General features: G+C 71.4%; 15 protein-coding genes. 12 read left to right on the plus strand and 3 right to left on the minus strand.

What is annotated here, in order from left to right; all coding sequences use genetic code 11:
• Positions 1–9: 9 nt before the first annotated feature.
• Entirely contained in the window at positions 10–1,590 is a 1,581-nt protein-coding gene (locus JOC24_RS03155) for an acyl-CoA carboxylase subunit beta (RefSeq protein ID WP_205018515.1), read from the minus strand.
• A 174-nt stretch (positions 1,591–1,764) separates the two neighbouring features.
• On the opposite strand from JOC24_RS03155, the gene JOC24_RS03160 reads away from it, so the two are divergent.
• From JOC24_RS03160 to hutH, 5 genes are all read left to right on the plus strand, one after another.
• Positions 1,765–2,634 carry a biotin--[acetyl-CoA-carboxylase] ligase gene (locus JOC24_RS03160; protein WP_205018516.1) on the plus strand — a complete coding sequence of 290 codons (870 nt, stop codon included), beginning with the start codon at positions 1,765–1,767 and terminating at the stop codon, positions 2,632–2,634.
• A 165-nt stretch (positions 2,635–2,799) separates the two neighbouring features.
• The gene (locus JOC24_RS03165; protein WP_205018517.1) at positions 2,800–3,990 is read left to right on the plus strand and encodes an adenylate/guanylate cyclase domain-containing protein; all 1,191 of its coding nucleotides are present in this window, start codon (positions 2,800–2,802) and stop codon (positions 3,988–3,990) included.
• A 71-nt stretch (positions 3,991–4,061) separates the two neighbouring features.
• Positions 4,062–4,874 carry an enoyl-CoA hydratase/isomerase family protein gene (locus JOC24_RS03170; protein WP_205018518.1) on the plus strand — a complete coding sequence of 271 codons (813 nt, stop codon included), beginning with the start codon at positions 4,062–4,064 and terminating at the stop codon, positions 4,872–4,874.
• A gap of 97 nt (positions 4,875–4,971) precedes the next feature.
• A complete protein-coding gene (locus JOC24_RS03175; protein ID WP_205018519.1) occupies positions 4,972–6,138 on the plus strand; it encodes a GGDEF domain-containing protein in 1,167 nt (388 codons plus the stop codon).
• A gap of 54 nt (positions 6,139–6,192) precedes the next feature.
• Positions 6,193–7,746, plus strand: coding sequence for a histidine ammonia-lyase (gene hutH, locus JOC24_RS03180; protein ID WP_205018520.1), 1,554 nt, complete (start codon positions 6,193–6,195; stop codon positions 7,744–7,746).
• 60 nt (positions 7,747–7,806) lie between these two features.
• Here the strand turns inward: hutH and JOC24_RS03185 are convergent, their stop codons facing one another.
• The gene (locus JOC24_RS03185; RefSeq protein ID WP_205018521.1) at positions 7,807–8,127 is read right to left on the minus strand and encodes a hypothetical protein; all 321 of its coding nucleotides are present in this window, start codon (positions 8,125–8,127) and stop codon (positions 7,807–7,809) included.
• A 108-nt stretch (positions 8,128–8,235) separates the two neighbouring features.
• Between JOC24_RS03185 and JOC24_RS03190 the strand changes: the two genes are divergently transcribed.
• From JOC24_RS03190 to gdhA, 5 genes are all read left to right on the plus strand, one after another.
• Complete coding sequence (locus JOC24_RS03190) at positions 8,236–8,637, plus strand: hypothetical protein (protein ID WP_205018522.1); 402 nt, start codon at positions 8,236–8,238, stop codon at positions 8,635–8,637.
• 181 nt (positions 8,638–8,818) lie between these two features.
• On the plus strand, positions 8,819–10,090 hold the full coding sequence (locus JOC24_RS03195) for a L,D-transpeptidase (RefSeq protein WP_205018523.1): 1,272 nt from the start codon (positions 8,819–8,821) through the stop codon (positions 10,088–10,090).
• A 149-nt stretch (positions 10,091–10,239) separates the two neighbouring features.
• A complete protein-coding gene (locus JOC24_RS03200) occupies positions 10,240–11,709 on the plus strand; it encodes an ABC transporter permease (protein ID WP_205018524.1) in 1,470 nt (489 codons plus the stop codon).
• Positions 11,710–11,755: 46 nt separating this feature from the next.
• Positions 11,756–12,439 carry an ABC transporter ATP-binding protein gene (locus tag JOC24_RS03205; RefSeq protein WP_205018525.1) on the plus strand — a complete coding sequence of 228 codons (684 nt, stop codon included), beginning with the start codon at positions 11,756–11,758 and terminating at the stop codon, positions 12,437–12,439.
• Positions 12,440–12,733: 294 nt separating this feature from the next.
• Positions 12,734–14,113, plus strand: coding sequence for an NADP-specific glutamate dehydrogenase (gene gdhA / locus JOC24_RS03210; RefSeq protein WP_205018526.1), 1,380 nt, complete (start codon positions 12,734–12,736; stop codon positions 14,111–14,113).
• Positions 14,114–14,335: 222 nt separating this feature from the next.
• Here gdhA and JOC24_RS03215 read toward each other — a convergent pair whose 3' ends face one another.
• The gene (locus JOC24_RS03215) at positions 14,336–14,710 is read right to left on the minus strand and encodes a winged helix-turn-helix transcriptional regulator (RefSeq protein WP_205018527.1); all 375 of its coding nucleotides are present in this window, start codon (positions 14,708–14,710) and stop codon (positions 14,336–14,338) included.
• 83 nt (positions 14,711–14,793) lie between these two features.
• Here JOC24_RS03215 and JOC24_RS03220 point away from each other — a divergent pair, with 83 nt between their 5' ends.
• Complete coding sequence (locus JOC24_RS03220; RefSeq protein WP_205018528.1) at positions 14,794–15,741, plus strand: NAD(P)-dependent oxidoreductase; 948 nt, start codon at positions 14,794–14,796, stop codon at positions 15,739–15,741.
• Between the two features lie 161 nt (positions 15,742–15,902).
• The gene (locus JOC24_RS03225; RefSeq protein ID WP_205018529.1) at positions 15,903–16,265 is read left to right on the plus strand and encodes a helix-turn-helix domain-containing protein; all 363 of its coding nucleotides are present in this window, start codon (positions 15,903–15,905) and stop codon (positions 16,263–16,265) included.
• Positions 16,266–16,280: the final 15 nt, after the last annotated feature.

Below are 16,280 nucleotides of genomic sequence, written 5' to 3' on the forward strand. Positions count from 1 at the left end.
TCCCGGTGGTTAGAGGGGGATGTTGCCGTGCTTCTTCGGCGGCAGCGACTCGCGCTTCGTCCGGAGCTGGCGCAGGCCCTTCACGAGGTGCGCCCGGGTGTCGGACGGCATGATCACCGCGTCGACGTAACCGCGCTCGGCCGCGACGTACGGGTTCAGCAGGGCGTCCTCGTAGTCCGCCATCAGCTCGGCGCGGGTGGCGTCCTGGTCCTCGGCCGCGGCGATCGTGCGCCGGTGCAGGATGTTCACCGCGCCCTGTGCGCCCATCACCGCGATCTGCGCGGTCGGCCAGGCCAGGTTCAGGTCGGCGCCCAGGTGCTTGGATCCCATGACGTCGTACGCGCCGCCGAACGCCTTGCGCGTGATCACGGTGATCAGCGGGACGGTCGCCTCCGCGTACGCGTAGATCAGCTTGGCGCCGCGACGGATGATGCCGCCGTACTCCTGGTCGACACCGGGCAGGAAGCCGGGCACGTCGACGAAGGTGAGGACCGGCACGTTGAACGCGTCGCACGTGCGGACGAAGCGCGCGGCCTTCTCGCTCGCGTCGATGTCCAGGCAGCCGGCGAACTGCATCGGCTGGTTGGCGACGATGCCGACCGGATAGCCCTCGACGCGCCCGAAGCCGGTGATGATGTTCGGCGCGAACAGTGCCTGCGTCTCCAGGAACTCGTCGTCGTCGAGCACGTGCTCGATGGCGGTGTGCATGTCGTACGGCTGGTTCGCCGAGTCCGGGATGAGGGTGTCGAGTTCGCGGTCCTGGTCCGTGGTCTCCAGGTCGGCCTCCTCCGGGAAGGCCGGCGCCTCGGAGAGGTTGTTCGACGGGAGGTAGGACAGCAGCGACTTGACGTACTCGATGGCGTCCTTCTCGTCACCCGCCATGTGGTGCGCCACGCCTGACGTGGTGTTGTGCGTGCGGGCGCCGCCCAGGTCCTCGAAGCCGACGTCCTCGCCGGTGACCGTCTTGATGACGTCCGGCCCGGTGATGAACATGTGCGAGGTCTGGTCCACCATGACCGTGAAGTCGGTGATCGCGGGGGAGTAGACCGCGCCGCCCGCACACGGCCCGACGATCAGGGAGATCTGCGGGACGACACCCGACGCGTGCACGTTGCGGCGGAAGATCTCGGCGAACAGCCCGAGCGCGGCCACGCCCTCCTGGATGCGCGCGCCGCCCCCGTCGTTGATGCCGATGACCGGACAGCCGGTCTTCATCGCGAAGTCCATGACCTTGACGATCTTCTCGCCGTAGACCTCGCCGAGCGAGCCTCCGAAGATCGTGAAGTCCTGCGAGTAGACGCAGACGGGACGGCCGTCGACCGTGCCGTAACCGGTGACGACGCCGTCCCCGTAGGGGCGGTTCTTCTCGATGCCGAAATTGGTGGACCGGTGCCGTGCGAACTCGTCGAGCTCTACGAACGACCCTTCGTCGAGCAGGAGCTCGACCCGCTCACGGGCGGTCAACTTGCCCTTCGCGTGCTGCTTTTCGACGGCACGGGCGGAACCTGCGTGTGTGGCCTCTTCGATACGGCGCTGCAGGTCCGCGATCTTGCCCGCGGTGGTGTGGATGTCGCTCTGCGGCTCGGACATCGGGTGGCGGCTCCCTGCCTGGTCACGGGGATGGCTGGTACATCCAGTGAGGTGCTGGACCCATGTGTGCTCGACGGCTACCTGCTCGTCGGCTGGTGTTGGCTACTGACCCGTAGCGTATCGGCGCGGATACGGTTCGGCAGTGCGTCGTTGGCCACACCTAATGTGGGTTGCATGACACCTCCCGATGCGCCGCACAACCGTTGGTCGGACCTTGACAGGCCGCCCCTGAACGTCGCCGCGCTGCGCCGCGGGCTGCTGAGGCCCGACGGGCTGTGGACCTCGCTCGACGTCGTGGACGCGACCGGTTCCACCAACTCCGACCTCGCGGCACGGGCCGCCGGCGGCGGCCTGGCGGAGGGCACGGTGCTGGTCGCCGAGGAACAGACCGCGGGCCGCGGACGGCTCGACCGGAGCTGGACGGCTCCGCCCCGTTCGGGCATCTTCCTCTCCGTCTACCTGACCCCCGGCGGCGTGCCCGCCGAACGGTGGGGATGGCTGCCCCTGCTGACCGGTGTGGCGGCCGCCACCGGCCTCGCGCAGTCGGCCGGCGTCGACATGGCACTGAAATGGCCCAACGACCTGCTGGTGACGATCGGCGGAACGGAACGCAAGACCGGCGGCATCCTCGCCGAGCGCGCCGGGGAGGGCGTCGTCATCGGCATCGGCCTCAACGTGTCGCTGCGCGCGGCCGAGCTGCCCGCCCCGCACGCGGGCTCGCTGGCACTCGCCGGAGCCGCCTCCACCGACCGCGAGACCCTGCTCAGGGCCGTCCTGCGTGCACTGGAGCAGTGGTACGGGCGATGGCGCGAAGCGAACGGCGACGCCGCCGCGAGCGGGCTCCAGGCGGCCTACGCGGCCGGCTGCGCCACGCTCGACCGGACGGTGCGGGCCGAACTGCCCGGCGACCGGTCCCTCGTCGGCGAGGCCGTCGCGATCGACGGCGACGGACGGCTGGTGCTGTCCACGGGCGACGGGCTCCAGGAGCCCGTGTCGGCCGGCGACATCGTTCACCTGCGTGGGGAGGAGGGAGGGCTCACCTGATCCCGCGCACCCCGGCATACGGGTGATGTCACGCGGGTGGAGGACGCCGGATCAGCGAGAACCGCGCCACCGGGGACGTGAGCCAGGGCACACCTGCCGTATCGTTGAGGCGATCCAGCGACAGATCGGCAGGGCAGTGCGCAGGGAACGGGCAGGAGGCGGCCGGTGACCGTCGACGACACGAACTCCGACGACGGCGCGGAGCCCTCGTCGGGACCGTCCGTCCACTCGACACCGCATCACGAGGTCGACCACACGGCCGAACCGACGGACGATCCGCTCGCCATCCGGCTGGAAGCCCTGATCCTGGGGGCCGACCGCCGCTACACGCCGTTCCAGGCGGCCAGGACCGCCGGGGTCTCCATGGACCTGGCGTCCCGGTTCTGGCGGGCCATGGGCTTCGCCGACATCGGCCAGGCCAAGGCGCTCACCGAGGCCGACGTCCTGGCACTGCGCCGCCTCGCCGGTCTCGTGGAGGCCGGGCTGCTCAGCGAGCCGATGGCGATCCAGGTGGCCCGGTCGACCGGGCAGACGACAGCCCGGCTCGCGGAGTGGCAGATCGACTCCTTCCTGGAGGGGCTGACCGAGCCCCCCGAGCCCGGTATGACCCGCACCGAGGTCACCTATCCGCTGGTCGAGCTGCTCCTGCCCGAGCTGCAGGAATTCCTGGTCTACGTGTGGCGGCGCCAGCTCGCGGCCGCCACCGGCCGGGTCGTGCAGGCGGCGGACGACGAGGAGATGGTCGACCGGCGGCTCGCCGTGGGCTTCGCGGACCTCGTCGGTTTCACCCGGCTGACCCGGCGGCTGGAGGAGGAGGAGCTCGGCGAGCTCGTCGAGGCCTTCGAGACGACGTCGGCGGACCTGGTCGCCGCCCATGGCGGGCGCCTCATCAAGACGCTGGGCGACGAGGTCCTCTTCGCCGCGGACGACGCGGGCACGGCGGGCGAGATCGCGCTCCGGCTGGTCGAGGCGATGGCCCAGGACACGACCATGCCCGCGCTGCGCGTGGGCATGGCCTTCGGCACGGTCACCACGCGCATGGGCGATGTTTTCGGTACGACGGTCAACCTGGCCAGCAGGCTCACGTCGATAGCGCCCAAGGACGCCGTGCTGGTGGACGGCGCGTTCGCCGCGGAGCTGATCAGGAACGGCGACGCCCCCGCATCCGAGGCGGAGGAGACCGCGGCCGTCGCCGAGCGGGCCCGGCTGGCGGAGAAGGCGGGCCGCCGCCCCGACGAGGAGCCACCGCTGCCGACGTACCGCTACGGGCTGCAGCCGATGTGGCAGCGGCCGGTGCGGGGGCTTGGCGTGGTCGAGCCGTGGCTGCTGGCCCGGCGGGGCAAGCCGGCGTCCTGAGCGGACACGGGACGGGCCGGGCGGACACCCCTAGGATCCCGGTAACGCTCGTTAACCGGAGGGGTGCAGTCATGGGTGTCACGTCCGAGCAGAGGTTCGGGGAGTTCGTCGTCGTACGGCGGCACGAGGGGCAGGACCACGTCGCCGAGCTGGTGCTCGACCGGCCCAAGGCCATGAACGCGGTGAGCACCGCGATGGCGCGCGCCGTCGCGGACGCCTGTGCCGCGCTCGCCGCCGACCAGGGGGTCCGCGCGACGGTGCTCACCTCCAGCCATGAGCGGGCCTTCTGCGTGGGGGCGGACCTCAAGGAGCGGAACTCCTTCACCGACGCCGAGCTGGTGCGGCAGCGGCCCACCGCGCGGGCCGCCTACACCGGCGTCCTGGAGCTGCCGATGCCGGTGATCGCGGCCGTGCACGGCTTCGCCCTCGGCGGCGGCTTCGAGCTCGCGCTCGCCTGCGACGTGATCGTGGCCGACCGTACGGCCGTGGTGGGCCTGCCCGAGGTGTCCGTGGGGGTCATCCCGGGCGGCGGCGGTACGCAGCTGCTGCCCCGCCGGGTCGGCGCGGCGCGCGCCGCCGAGCTGGTCTTCACCGCGCGGCGGCTGGAGGCGGCCGAGGCGCGCGAGCTGGGCCTCGTCGACGAACTGGTCGAGGCGGGCCGGGACCGGGAGGAGGCGCTCGCCCTCGCCGGCCGGATCGCGGCGAACTCCCCGGTGGGCCTCCGGGCAGCCAAGCGGGCGCTGCGGCTGGGGCAGGGGCTGGATCTGCGGGCCGGGCTCGAGGTGGAGGACGCCGCCTGGCGGTCCGTGGCCTTCTCGGGGGACCGGGCCGAGGGTGTCGCAGCGTTCAACGAGAAGCGGAAGCCCGACTGGCCCGGCGAGTGAGCCGGGGGGCGATCTGAGGATCGGAGCCGGGGGCGATCTGAAGATCATCAGCGCCGTCAACTGATCAAATCAACCCAAAAGTCCTTAAGGTGGGGCGATGGGCTGTGATGATGCGCGGCTGCGCGCCGTGGTCGCGCTGGCGCAGACGATGGCGGCGGCCTACACCCCGCGCGAGTCCTGGCATGCCGCGGCGGCGGGGGCGTGCGAGGCGCTGGGCGGCAGCTTCGCCGCCCTCTCCGTGTGGGAGCGGGAGCAGGGCAGGCTGCGGGTGCTGGTGAACGCGGGGGAGAGGGCCGAGGGGGAGGACGAGTTCCCCGAGAGCGAGGCCTACCCGGTGCACCAGTTCCCGGAGATCACCGAGTTCCTGCACGAGCGCTGGGCGGGCGGCGGTGAGCCGGACGCCTGGGTGGAGACCGCCGACGGCGCTCCGGGCGCCGGTGCGCCGGCCCGGGGCGCCCGGCCCTACTGCCACCAGCGGGTGGCGGCGCTGCGCCGGCGCGGACGGGGCTGCTGTGTGGTGGCTCCGATCGTCCTGCACGGGCGGGCCTGGGGGGAGCTGTACGTCGCCCGCCCGGCGGGGGTGCCCGTCTTCGACCGGGACGACGCGGACTTCGCGACCGTGCTGGCCGCCGTCGTCGCGGCGGGCATCGCGCAGACCGAGCGGCTCGAGGAGGTCCGCAAGCTGGCTTTCACCGACCCGCTGACCGGACTCGCCAACCGCCGGGCCGTCGACCTCCACCTCGACGGCGCCGTGGAGCGGCATCGCGCCGAGGGTGCGGTGGTCAGTCTGGTCGTCTGCGATCTGAACGGCCTCAAAGCGGTCAACGACACGCACGGCCACGCGGTCGGCGACCGACTGCTGGAACGTTTCGGCTCCGTGCTCTCCCTCTGTGGCGCGATGCTCCCCGGCGCGCTGTGCGCCCGCCTCGGCGGGGACGAGTTCTGCCTGCTGACCGTCGGCCCGGAGGCGGACGACGTGGTCCGGGTGTCGGAGGAGCTCTGCGCACGGGCTGTCGCCCTGGAGTTCGGTGACGGTGTCGCCTGCGGGGTCGCGTCCACGGGTGACGACATCGGCCCGGTGTCGTCCGCGCGCCGGCTCTTCCGGCTGGCGGACGCCGCCCAGTACCAGGCGAAGGCCGCGCACTCCCGCAGGCCGGTGGTCGCGGGGCGCGACGGGGACGTGATCCGGCTGGCCGACTCCCCGCCCAGGTCCCCGCACGACCGCCGCAGGCTGCGCGGCAATCCCCCCGGCGGCGATCGGTGAGGGGCGGCCGCGCGACTGGTGACATGGCGGCTTTCAGTCCGTAGGCTTCTGAATATGGATATGCATACAGTCGTGGTGGGGACGTCCGGTACGACCGCCGAGGACGTCATCGCCGTGGCCCGTCGGGGCGCCCGGGTCGAGCTCTCCGCGGCAGCGGTCGAGGCGCTCTCCGCCGCACGCGAGATCGTCGACGCTCTCGCCGCCAAGCCCGAGCCGGTCTACGGCGTCTCCACCGGCTTCGGCGCCCTGGCCGGCCGGCACATCAGCCCGGACCTCCGGGCGCAGCTGCAGCGCAACATCGTCCGCTCGCACGCGGCCGGCATGGGCCCGCACGTCGAGCGTGAGGTCGTCCGTGCGCTGATGTTCCTGCGGCTGAAGACGCTCGCCTCCGGCCACACCGGCGTACGCCCCGAGGTCGCCCGGACCATGGCCGACGTGCTCAACGCGGGCATCACACCCGTCGTCCACGAATACGGCTCGCTCGGCTGCTCCGGCGACCTCGCCCCGCTCTCGCACTGCGCCCTGACCCTGATGGGCGAGGGCGAGGCGGAGGGCCCCGACGGCACCGTACGGCCGGCCGGCGAACTCCTCGCGGCGCACGGCATCACCCCCGTCGAACTGCGCGAGAAGGAGGGCCTCGCCCTCCTCAACGGCACCGACGGAATGCTGGGCATGCTCGTGATGGCCCTCGCGGACCTGGGGAACCTCTACACCGCGGCGGACGTCACCGCCGCGCTCTCCCTGGAGGCGCTCCTCGGCACGGACCGTGTCCTCGCCCCGGAACTGCACGCCATCCGTCCGCACCCCGGCCAGGGCGTCTCCGCCGACAACATGCTGCGGGTGCTCGCCGGCTCCGGCCTCACCGGTCACCATCAGGACGCCGCCCCCCGGGTCCAGGACGCCTACTCCGTGCGCTGCGCACCCCAGGTCAACGGCGCCGGACGCGACACCCTCGCGCACGGGCGGCTCGTCGCCGACCGTGAGCTGGCCTCCGCCGTCGACAACCCGGTCGTGCTTCCTGAGGGAGGCCGCGTGGAGTCCAACGGCAACTTCCACGGCGCGCCCGTCGCCTACGTCCTCGACTTCCTGGCGATCGCCGCCGCCGACCTCGGGTCGATCACCGAGCGCCGCACGGACCGGCTGCTGGACAAGAACCGCTCGCACGGCCTGCCGCCGTTCCTCGCCGAGGACGCCGGCGTCGACTCCGGACTCATGATCGCCCAGTACACGCAGGCCGCCCTGGTCAGCGAGCTGAAGCGGCTCGCGGTCCCGGCGTCCGTCGACTCGATCCCCTCCTCCGGCATGCAGGAGGACCACGTCTCCATGGGGTGGTCGGCCGCACGGAAACTCCGCACCGCCGTCCTGGGCCTCGCGCGGATCGTGGCCGTCGAGCTGTACGCCGCCACGCGGGCCGTCGAACTGCGCCAGGCCGAGGGACTGACCCCCGGGCCCGCCGCGCAGGCCGTCATCCGGGCCCTGCGGGCCGCAGGGGTGCAGGGGCCGGGCCCCGACCGCTTCCTCGCCCCGGACCTGGCCGCCACCGACACCTTCGTACGGGAGGGGAAGCTGGTCGAGGCGGTGGAGCCGGTGACCGGCCCGCTGGCCTGAGCGCGTACGCGTCCGGAGAGCCGCCGCACCCGGTGAGGGCTGCGGCGGCAGCGGCGTACCTCAGATCCCGCTGACCCGCATGCCGCCCCGGCGCACGGAGTACGCGACGAAGCCCGCGCCGACGAACAGGGAGGCCGTACCGCCGACGAGGTAGGGCGTCGTGTCGACGCCCGCTCCGGTGTCGGCGAGCCTCTCCTCGGAGGTGGACTCCCCCGTGCCGGAGGCCTGTCGGACCTCGGCGGAGGAACCGGCGGACGAGCCGGTGGATGCGCCCGGCGCGCCTGTCTCGTCGTTCGCGTTGGCGGACGGGACGAACCAGAGGGCGCAGAGCAGGGTGCCTGCCGCTGTCGTGGTCAGCAGCGTGCGACGAGCCATGGACACAGAATCGATCCCCTTGCGACAACCATCGTTCAGCTCTGTGGGCCGATGCTAAGCATGGGAGCGGGTCGGAGGAAAGTCACAGGTCCAGGGGGCCTTACGCTCCGGCGTATGAGCACTTCGGAGACACCCTCATTTGTTCGGCTTCGCGTGGAGATGGTGCTGCAGATCACCGACGCGGACGCACTGACCGGAACGGCGCTGGAGAGCATCGCCGCCGACTTCACCACATCCGGCTCCTCCGCCGACGAGTCCGCCGAGGAACGTACGCATGCCGAGGAGGCCGTCAGGGAAGACGGAGCGGAAGCCCTCGCCTCGCTGATCGACCCGTTCGATCTGGTCAGCCAGGTGCCCGGGGTCGAGCTCGCCCAGGCCTCCTGGAGCAGCGAGACGGTCGACTACGACCCCGACGCCGAGGACTGGGCCGCCGGAGACGACGGGGACGAGGCGTACTACGGGATCGAGGACAATGAGACGGACGACGAGGAAGGCGGCGGGAACACGCAGCGCTGACGCCCGCGGGGCACTCGTCGAAGACGCTGGGAACCGCTGCGGGCCCGGGTGCGTCGATGAGTGGTGTTCCCCACATCTGCAGCGGATGTGGAACGGAAGACCCGGTCGCGGTGTTCTTGGAACATTGACGGGGAACCGCCGTCAGGCGAACCTGTCCGGGGATCTTGGGGAATCGGCAACGATGGAGAAGCGTGTGATGACGGACAGCAAGCGGCGCAAGGGCCTCATGGCCGCGTCCGCACTGCTCGGTGGCGTGATGGTGCTCTCGGCGTGCAGCGACGACGGCGGCAGCGCACCAGGCGCGAGCGCCGACAGCTCGAAGTCGTCACAGTCGCAGGTGGACGAGGCGGCGGCCAAGGACACCTCCGAGGCCCAGATAACGATCGCGCCGAAGAACGGGGCGACCAACGCGAGCATCAACAACGCCGCGATGGTCACCGTCGCCAAGGGCAAGCTGACCGAGGTCACCATGGCCACGGCGGAAGGCGACGCCGTCGAGGGCACCCTCGCGGCCGACGGCTCCAGCTGGAAGCCCGACGGCCAGCTCGAGCGTTCGACGACGTACAAGATCAGCGCCACGGCGTCCGACTCCAAGGACCGCGAGGCGCACGCCAACAGCTCCTTCACCACGGTCTCGCCCGAGAACAGCTTCATCGGCAACTTCACGCCCGAGGACGGTTCCACCGTCGGCGTCGGCATGCCGGTCTCGATCAACTTCAACAAGGCGATCAGCAACAAGAAGGCCGTCCAGGACGGCATCAAGGTGACGTCGAGCAGCGGCCAGGAAGTCGTCGGCCACTGGTTCAACAACCAGCGCCTCGACCTGCGTCCCGAGGACTACTGGCAGGGCGGCTCCACCGTCACGCTGAAGCTGGCCCTGGACGGCGTCGAGGGCGCCGACGGCGTCGTCGGCGTGCAGCAGAAGACGGTCACCTTCAAGGTCGGCCGCAACCAGGTCTCGACCGTGGACGCCAAGGCGCACACGATGACCGTCACCCGTGACGGCAAGACGGTCAAGACCATCCCGATCTCCGCCGGTTCCTCCGAGAACCCGACGTACAACGGCCAGATGGTGATCTCCGAGAAGTTCAAGGAGACCCGCATGGACGGCTCGACGGTCGGCTTCACGGACGACGACGGCAAGGGTGAGTACGACATCAAGGACGTGCCGCACGCCATGCGGCTGTCCACGTCGGGCACCTTCATCCACGGCAACTACTGGGGCGCCAAGTCGATCTTCGGCAGCGCGAACACCAGCCACGGCTGTGTCGGCCTGTCCGACACGAAGGGCGCGGACGACGCCAACACGCCGGCCGCCTGGCTGTACAACAACTCCTTGATCGGCGACGTGGTCGTGGTCACCAACTCCCCGGACAAGACCATCGCCCCCGACAACGGCCTCAACGGCTGGAACATGAGCTGGTCGGAGTGGACGGCGGGCACCGCCGCCTGATCCAGGCCGCGCCCTTTCCCCTCCGAAGGCGGCGGCACCCGGATTCCTCCGGGTGCCGCCGCCTTCGGCGTACGCGCGCCGCCAGGGTTCTCATCCCGCTCTCATCGGAGACTTAACTCCTCATCACGCCCGATCCATATCTTCGCGCCATGTTCTTCACCTACCTCCGGCGCGAGCTGCGCCGCCGCAGAAAGGCGGCGCTCGTCGTCGCCTCGGGGCTCGCCCTCGGCATTGCGCTGGTCATCATCGTCAGCTCGGTCTCCGCCGGCATGAGCAAGGCCCAGGACAAGGTCCTGGAATCGCTGTACGGCCTGGGCACGGACATGACGGTGACCAAGGCCGCGGCCGCCCAGGGATCCGGAGGCACCGGGCGTCCCCGGTTCGAGTTCGACGCCCAGGACGACGACGACGCGACCCAGAGCACGGACCGGGTCATGGTCCAGGGCTTCCAGACGCTGGCGGCCCGCACCGTCGACAAGGTGGGCGAGCAGGACGGTGTCGCGGACGCCGTCGGCGGGCTCAGCCTGACGGTCATGAAGGTCGACGGCCAGTTCCAGCGCGGCGAGTTCAAGCAGGACGAGAGCTCCGGGCAGAGCCAGGGCGGCCCCGGCGGCGGCCAGGCCGGCGGAGGCGGGCCGCAGGGCCGGGTCGAGGGCGGCGGCGCCTCCTTCGACGTCAACTCCTTCACCGTGTACGGCACCGACGTCACCCAGCAGGACCTCGGCCCGCTGACCTCGTCCAAGATCACCAAGGGCCGAACCTTCAAGGCCACCGAGACCGACGCGAAGGTCGCGGTGGTCGACTCCGCCTACGCGAAGGAGAAGGAGCTCGCGGTCGACAAGACCGTCACCGTCTCCGGCACCGCTTACAAGATCGTGGGCGTCTCCACGGCGGACAGCGGTGACGCGGCCGCCAACGTCTACATCCCGCTGAAGCAGGCGCAGACCGTCGCCGGCTCCAAGAACAAGGTCACCACGGTCTACGTCCGGGCCGCCGACTCCCAGCAGATCGACACCGTCAAGGCCGCCATCCAGAAGAACGTCTCCGGTACGACGGTCACCACCTCCGCCGACCTCGCCGACACGGTGTCCGGTTCCCTCTCCACTGCCTCCGACCTGGCCTCCAGTGTCGGCAAGTGGCTCTCGATCGCGGTCCTCGTCGCCGCGTTCCTCGTCGCGGGCCTGCTGACCTCCTCCGCGGTCAGCCGCCGCGTGCGCGAGTTCGGCACCCTCAAGGCCCTCGGCTGGAAGAGCGGACGCGTCACCCGCCAGGTGATCGGCGAAGCCCTGGTCAACGGCCTGATGGGCGGTGTCCTCGGTATCGCCGCAGGCATCGCCGGCGCCTACGCGGTGACCGCCGTCAGCCCCACCCTCACCGCCCAGCTCGGCTCCACAGGCGGCGCAGGCGGCGGCATGGGCGGCGGCCCGATGGGCGGCGGCGGTCCCGGCCGCCAGACCGCGTCCAAGACCCTCGACATCGCGCTGACCGCACCGGTCTCCCTCACCACGATCCTCGTCGCCGTCGCCCTCGCGGTGGCCGGCGGACTCATCGCGGGGGCCTTCGGCGGCTGGCGGGCCTCCCGGCTGCGGCCGGCCGACGCGCTGCGCCGCGTCGCCTGACACCGCCCCGCCTCCCACTCTCCGTACGTACAGCAGGAGTCCACACGTGTACCAGCTCAAGGGCGTCACCAAGCGCTACATGCGCGGCAGGAACCCCGTCGACGCGCTCGCCGGGGTCGATCTGACCATCGAGGACGGTGGCAGGCTCGTCATCCAGGGCCCGACCGGCGGAGGCAAGTCCACCCTCCTGCAGATGCTCGGCGGGCTCGACCGGCCCAGCTCCGGCACCATCGAGCTCGACGGCGTCGACCTGGCCGGGCTCCCCGAGTCCCGGCTCACCAAGGTCCGGGCCGAGTCCATCGGATTCGTCTTCCAGAGCTTCAACCTGATCCCGACGCTCACCGCCCAGGAGAACGTCGAGACCGCGCTCGTGCCCCTCGGCCTCGGGGCGAGGACCCGCCGCGAACGCGCCGCCGAGGCGCTGGAGGCGGTGGGCCTGGGCGACCGTCCCACCCACCTGCCGAGCGAGATGTCCGGCGGCCAGCAGCAGCGCGTCGCCATCGCCCGCGCGCTGGTGAAGCGGCCGAAGGTGCTGCTCGCCGACGAACCGACCGGCAACCTCGACGAATCCATGCGCGACGAGATCATGGACCTGCTCGACGGGCTGTGGAAGGAGCACGGGCTGACCTTCGTGATAGTCACCCACGACAGCTCCCTCGCCCGCAAGGCACCCAGGGTGGCGACCATCCGCAAGGGCAGGGTCACCGTCACGGAGAACGCGGCGGCCTGATCCCGGGCCGCGCGGACCTCACAGCCGCCCTCCTCCGGCTGTGAGGTTCGCCACGCGTGCGGCTCCGTGAGACCTGCGCCCCGCAGGCCCTCCGCCCTGCCGGGGAGCGGGTCCACGGGCCGGAAAGCCCCGTGCCGGGGGTGAACAACCGTGGCCACTATGTGGATGTCGCCCGGGTGGGGCCGTGCCGCGCTGCGAGACTTGCCGGGTGCAACGGCCCCCACGGGCCGGTGGCGCCTCCGGGGACAGGGAGCGCCGGAGCACACGAGCCCACCCACGGAAGGTCTTGATCAGATGCCGGCCAGTTCCGACTCCGTCACCCCGCACACCGCCGAGAACCGCGTCATCGAGCCGCTGTACGCGGAGATCCTGCGGCGCAACCAGGGCGAGGGCGAGTTCCACCAGGCGGTGCGCGAGGTCCTCGAAACCCTGGGCCCCGTGCTGGCACAGCGCCCGGAGTTCGTCGACGCCCGCATCATCGAGCGCGTCTGCGAGCCCGAGCGTCAGCTCATCTTCCGGGTGCCGTGGGCGGACGACTCCGGCGACATCCACGTCAACCGAGGCTTCCGCGTCGAGTTCTCCAGCTCACTCGGCCCGTACAAGGGCGGGCTGCGCTTCCACCCCTCCGTCAACCTCGGCATCGTGAAGTTCCTCGGCTTCGAGCAGATCTTCAAGAACGCCCTCACCGGCATGCCGATCGGCGGCGGGAAGGGCGGCGCGGACTTCGACCCCAAGGGGCGGTCCGACGCCGAGGTCATGCGGTTCTGCCAGTCGTTCATGACGGAACTCCACCGCCACCTGGGCGAGTACACCGACGTACCCGCCGGTGACATCGGCGTCGGCGGCCGGGAGATCGGCTATCTCTTCGGCCAGTACAAGCGGATCACCAACCGCTACGAGTCCGGCGTGCTCACCGGAAAGGGCCTCGGCTGGGGAGGCGCACAGGCCCGCACCGAGGCGACCGGCTACGGCTGCGTCCTGTTCACCGCCGAGATGCTGCGCGTCCGCGGGGAGTCCCTGGACGGCCAGCGCATCTCGGTGTCCGGCTCCGGCAACGTGGCCATCTACGCCATCGAGAAGGCCCAGCAGCTCGGCGCGACCGTCGTGACCTGCTCGGACTCGGGCGGTTACGTCGTCGACGAGAAGGGCATCGACCTCGACCTGCTCAAGGAGATCAAGGAGACGGGCCGCGGCCGGATCTCCGAGTACGCCGAGCGGCGCGGCGAGCACGTGCGGTACGTCGAGGGCACCGGCGTCTGGAGCGTCCCCGTGGACGTCGCCCTGCCCTGCGCCACCCAGAACGAACTCCACGAGGCCGACGCGCTCGCCCTCGTACGCAACGGGGTCAAGGCGGTGGCCGAGGGCGCCAACATGCCCACCACCCCCGAGGCCGTCCACGTCTTCCAGGAGGCGGGCGTCGCCTTCGCCCCCGGCAAGGCGGCCAACGCGGGCGGAGTGGCCACCAGCGCCCTGGAGATGCAGCAGAACGCGTCCCGCGACTCGTGGACCTTCGCCCACACGGAGGAGCGCCTCGCGCAGATCATGCGCCACATCCACGACTCCTGCCACACGACGGCCGAGAAGTACGGCAGCCCGGGCAACTACGTGGTCGGCGCGAACATCGCGGGCTTCGAGATCGTCGCGGAGGCCATGCTGGCGCAGGGCCTGATCTGACCCTGCCGCACCGGGGCCCGGGGGAGACCCCGTGGCCCCGGGGTGCCGGTAGCACTCCGTGTAGCCCGTGTCCGCCACCGGCACCATGGCGAGGACCGCGATGAGCGGCAGCGAGAACCTGACACGGGGGGCGGCGAACAGCCCCCGGCCCCCACAGCACCGGCCGTCGTCGCCCGGTCCCCCCACCCCTCGGCGCCTCGGCAGGTGCGCCGCACACGAACGTCACGCGGACGCCGGAGCCTCGTCGGTCCGCACGGCTTCGAGCGCTTCACGACGCGTCCGCTCGGCCCCCCAGGCGCCGAGCGGCCCCAGGGCCTGATTGAGCGTGCGCCCCTGCTCGGTGAGGGAGTACTCCACCCGCGGTGGCACCTCGGCGTACACCTTCCGGTGCACGAGACCGTCCTCCTCCATCTCACGCAGATGCTGCGTCAGCATCTTCTCGCTCACACCCGGAAGACCGCGGCGCAGCTCGGCGAAGCGACGTACGTGATGGGTGTCGAGCTCCCAGAGGATCAGTCCCTTCCACTTGCCGCTCACCACGTCGAGAGCGGCGTCGATGCCACAGATGTAGGGCCCGCGCCGAGGAGCCTTGGCCATTCGTCGTCCCCTTACTCAAAGGTAAGTACCGCAGTAGTTAGTGGGTACTTCCGAGAGTAGTGACGTGTCCCGAGCATGGAGGGGTGAACGGACAACAGAACCTCACCACCAGGCAGTACAGCGGCGTCACCGTGATCGGACTCGGCCCGATGGGCCAGGCGATGACCCGCACACTCCTCACCGCGGGCCACCCGGTCACCGTCTGGAACCGCACCGCCGGCCGGGCCGACGGCGTCGTCGAGGACGGCGCGACGCTCGCGGCGACACCCCGCGACGCGGTCGAGGCGAGCGACCTCGTGCTCCTCAGCCTCACCGACTACCGGGCGATGTACGACGTCCTGGACGGCGCGGCCGCGTCACTCGCCGGGCGGACCCTGGTCAACCTGAGCTCGGACACCCCCGAGCGCACACGCGAGGCGGCGGCGTGGGCGGCGGACCACGGGGCCGCCTTCCTCACCGGAGGCGTGATGGTCCCCGCGCCGATGGTCGGCACCGACGCCGCCCACGTCTACTACAGCGGCCCCGAAGGGGTGATGCGAACCCGTACGGAGACCCTCGCGCCGCTCGGCACACCCCGATACCTGGGCGAGGACCCGGGCCTCGCCCAGCTGATGTACCAGGCCCAACTCACCGTCTTCCTGACCACCCTGTCCGGCCTTATGCAGGCCACCGCGATGCTGGGCGCCGCCGGGATGAAGGCCGCGGAAGCGCTCCCGGAGCTGCTCTCCAGCGCCGATTCGACCGCCGACATCCTGAGGGCGGGCGAAGAGGACCCCGGCGCCGCGCTGGACGCCGGAGAGCATCCGGGCGACCTCAGCACGGTCACCATGATGGGAGCGACGTCCGACCACATCGTCGAGACCGCCATGTCGCTCGGGCTGGACCTCGCGCTCCCACGGGCCGTGCAGGCCCACTACCGGCGCGCGATCGACGACGGACGCGGCGGCGACAACTGGACGCGCATCATCGACGGCATCCGGTCACCACGTCGACCGGACGAGGTAGGGGACCGCGGCCTCGGGGACCGTTGACGGCCGCGGGACACAGGGGCCTCTGGGCCTCGGGGACTTCGACTCCGGGGACTCCGGGGACTCCGGGGACGTCGGGCAAGGCCGTTCTGCCGACAGCGGATACGCCCGGCGCGGAGAGCGAACCTCTCCCGCGCCGGGCACACCCCTCCTAGGCTCGGACGATGAGCAGCCACACGCCGGACCGCGCCCGTGCCATCCCCCTGCGCCCCGTCCCCGCGCCGCCGGACAGGGAGCCCCTCTGGCGGGACGTCGTGGGTGGCGTCCTGCGCCGCGAGCGCACCGGCCGGCAGCGGACGCTCAAGGACGTGGCCGAGGCCGCGCGGATCTCCGTCCCGTATCTCTCCGAGGTCGAACGCGGGCGCAAGGAGGCCTCGTCCGAGGTGCTCGCGGCGGCGGCCCGTTCGCTCGGTCTGGGACTGGCCGACGTGCTCTCCCTGGCCCAGGACGAGCTCACCCGGCGGAGCGCGCCCTCCCGTACGTCCGCGGCCCGGATGCCCAGGGGAGCGGTGCGGCTGGCAGCCTGACCCCACGTCCGGGCG

This window comes from Streptomyces sp. HB132 (genome assembly GCF_016909575.1).
GTDB lineage: Bacteria > Actinomycetota > Actinomycetes > Streptomycetales > Streptomycetaceae > Streptomyces.

Bases quoted from the DNA above. Each gene is read 5' to 3' on its own strand.
- hutH (WP_205018520.1), top strand. From the start codon at position 6,193: ATGGATATGCATACAGTCGTGGTGGGGACGTCCGGTACGACCGCCGAG.
- JOC24_RS03175 (WP_205018519.1), top strand. From the start codon at position 4,972: ATGGGCTGTGATGATGCGCGGCTGCGCGCCGTGGTCGCGCTGGCGCAG.
- JOC24_RS03195 (WP_205018523.1), top strand. From the start codon at position 8,819: ATGGAGAAGCGTGTGATGACGGACAGCAAGCGGCGCAAGGGCCTCATG.
- gdhA (WP_205018526.1), top strand. From the start codon at position 12,734: ATGCCGGCCAGTTCCGACTCCGTCACCCCGCACACCGCCGAGAACCGC.
- JOC24_RS03160 (WP_205018516.1), top strand. From the start codon at position 1,765: ATGACACCTCCCGATGCGCCGCACAACCGTTGGTCGGACCTTGACAGG.
- JOC24_RS03225 (WP_205018529.1), top strand. From the start codon at position 15,903: ATGAGCAGCCACACGCCGGACCGCGCCCGTGCCATCCCCCTGCGCCCC.
- JOC24_RS03190 (WP_205018522.1), top strand. From the start codon at position 8,236: ATGAGCACTTCGGAGACACCCTCATTTGTTCGGCTTCGCGTGGAGATG.
- JOC24_RS03215 (WP_205018527.1), bottom strand. From the start codon at position 14,710: ATGGCCAAGGCTCCTCGGCGCGGGCCCTACATCTGTGGCATCGACGCC.
- JOC24_RS03155 (WP_205018515.1), bottom strand. From the start codon at position 1,590: ATGTCCGAGCCGCAGAGCGACATCCACACCACCGCGGGCAAGATCGCG.
- JOC24_RS03170 (WP_205018518.1), top strand. From the start codon at position 4,062: ATGGGTGTCACGTCCGAGCAGAGGTTCGGGGAGTTCGTCGTCGTACGG.
- JOC24_RS03200 (WP_205018524.1), top strand. From the start codon at position 10,240: ATGTTCTTCACCTACCTCCGGCGCGAGCTGCGCCGCCGCAGAAAGGCG.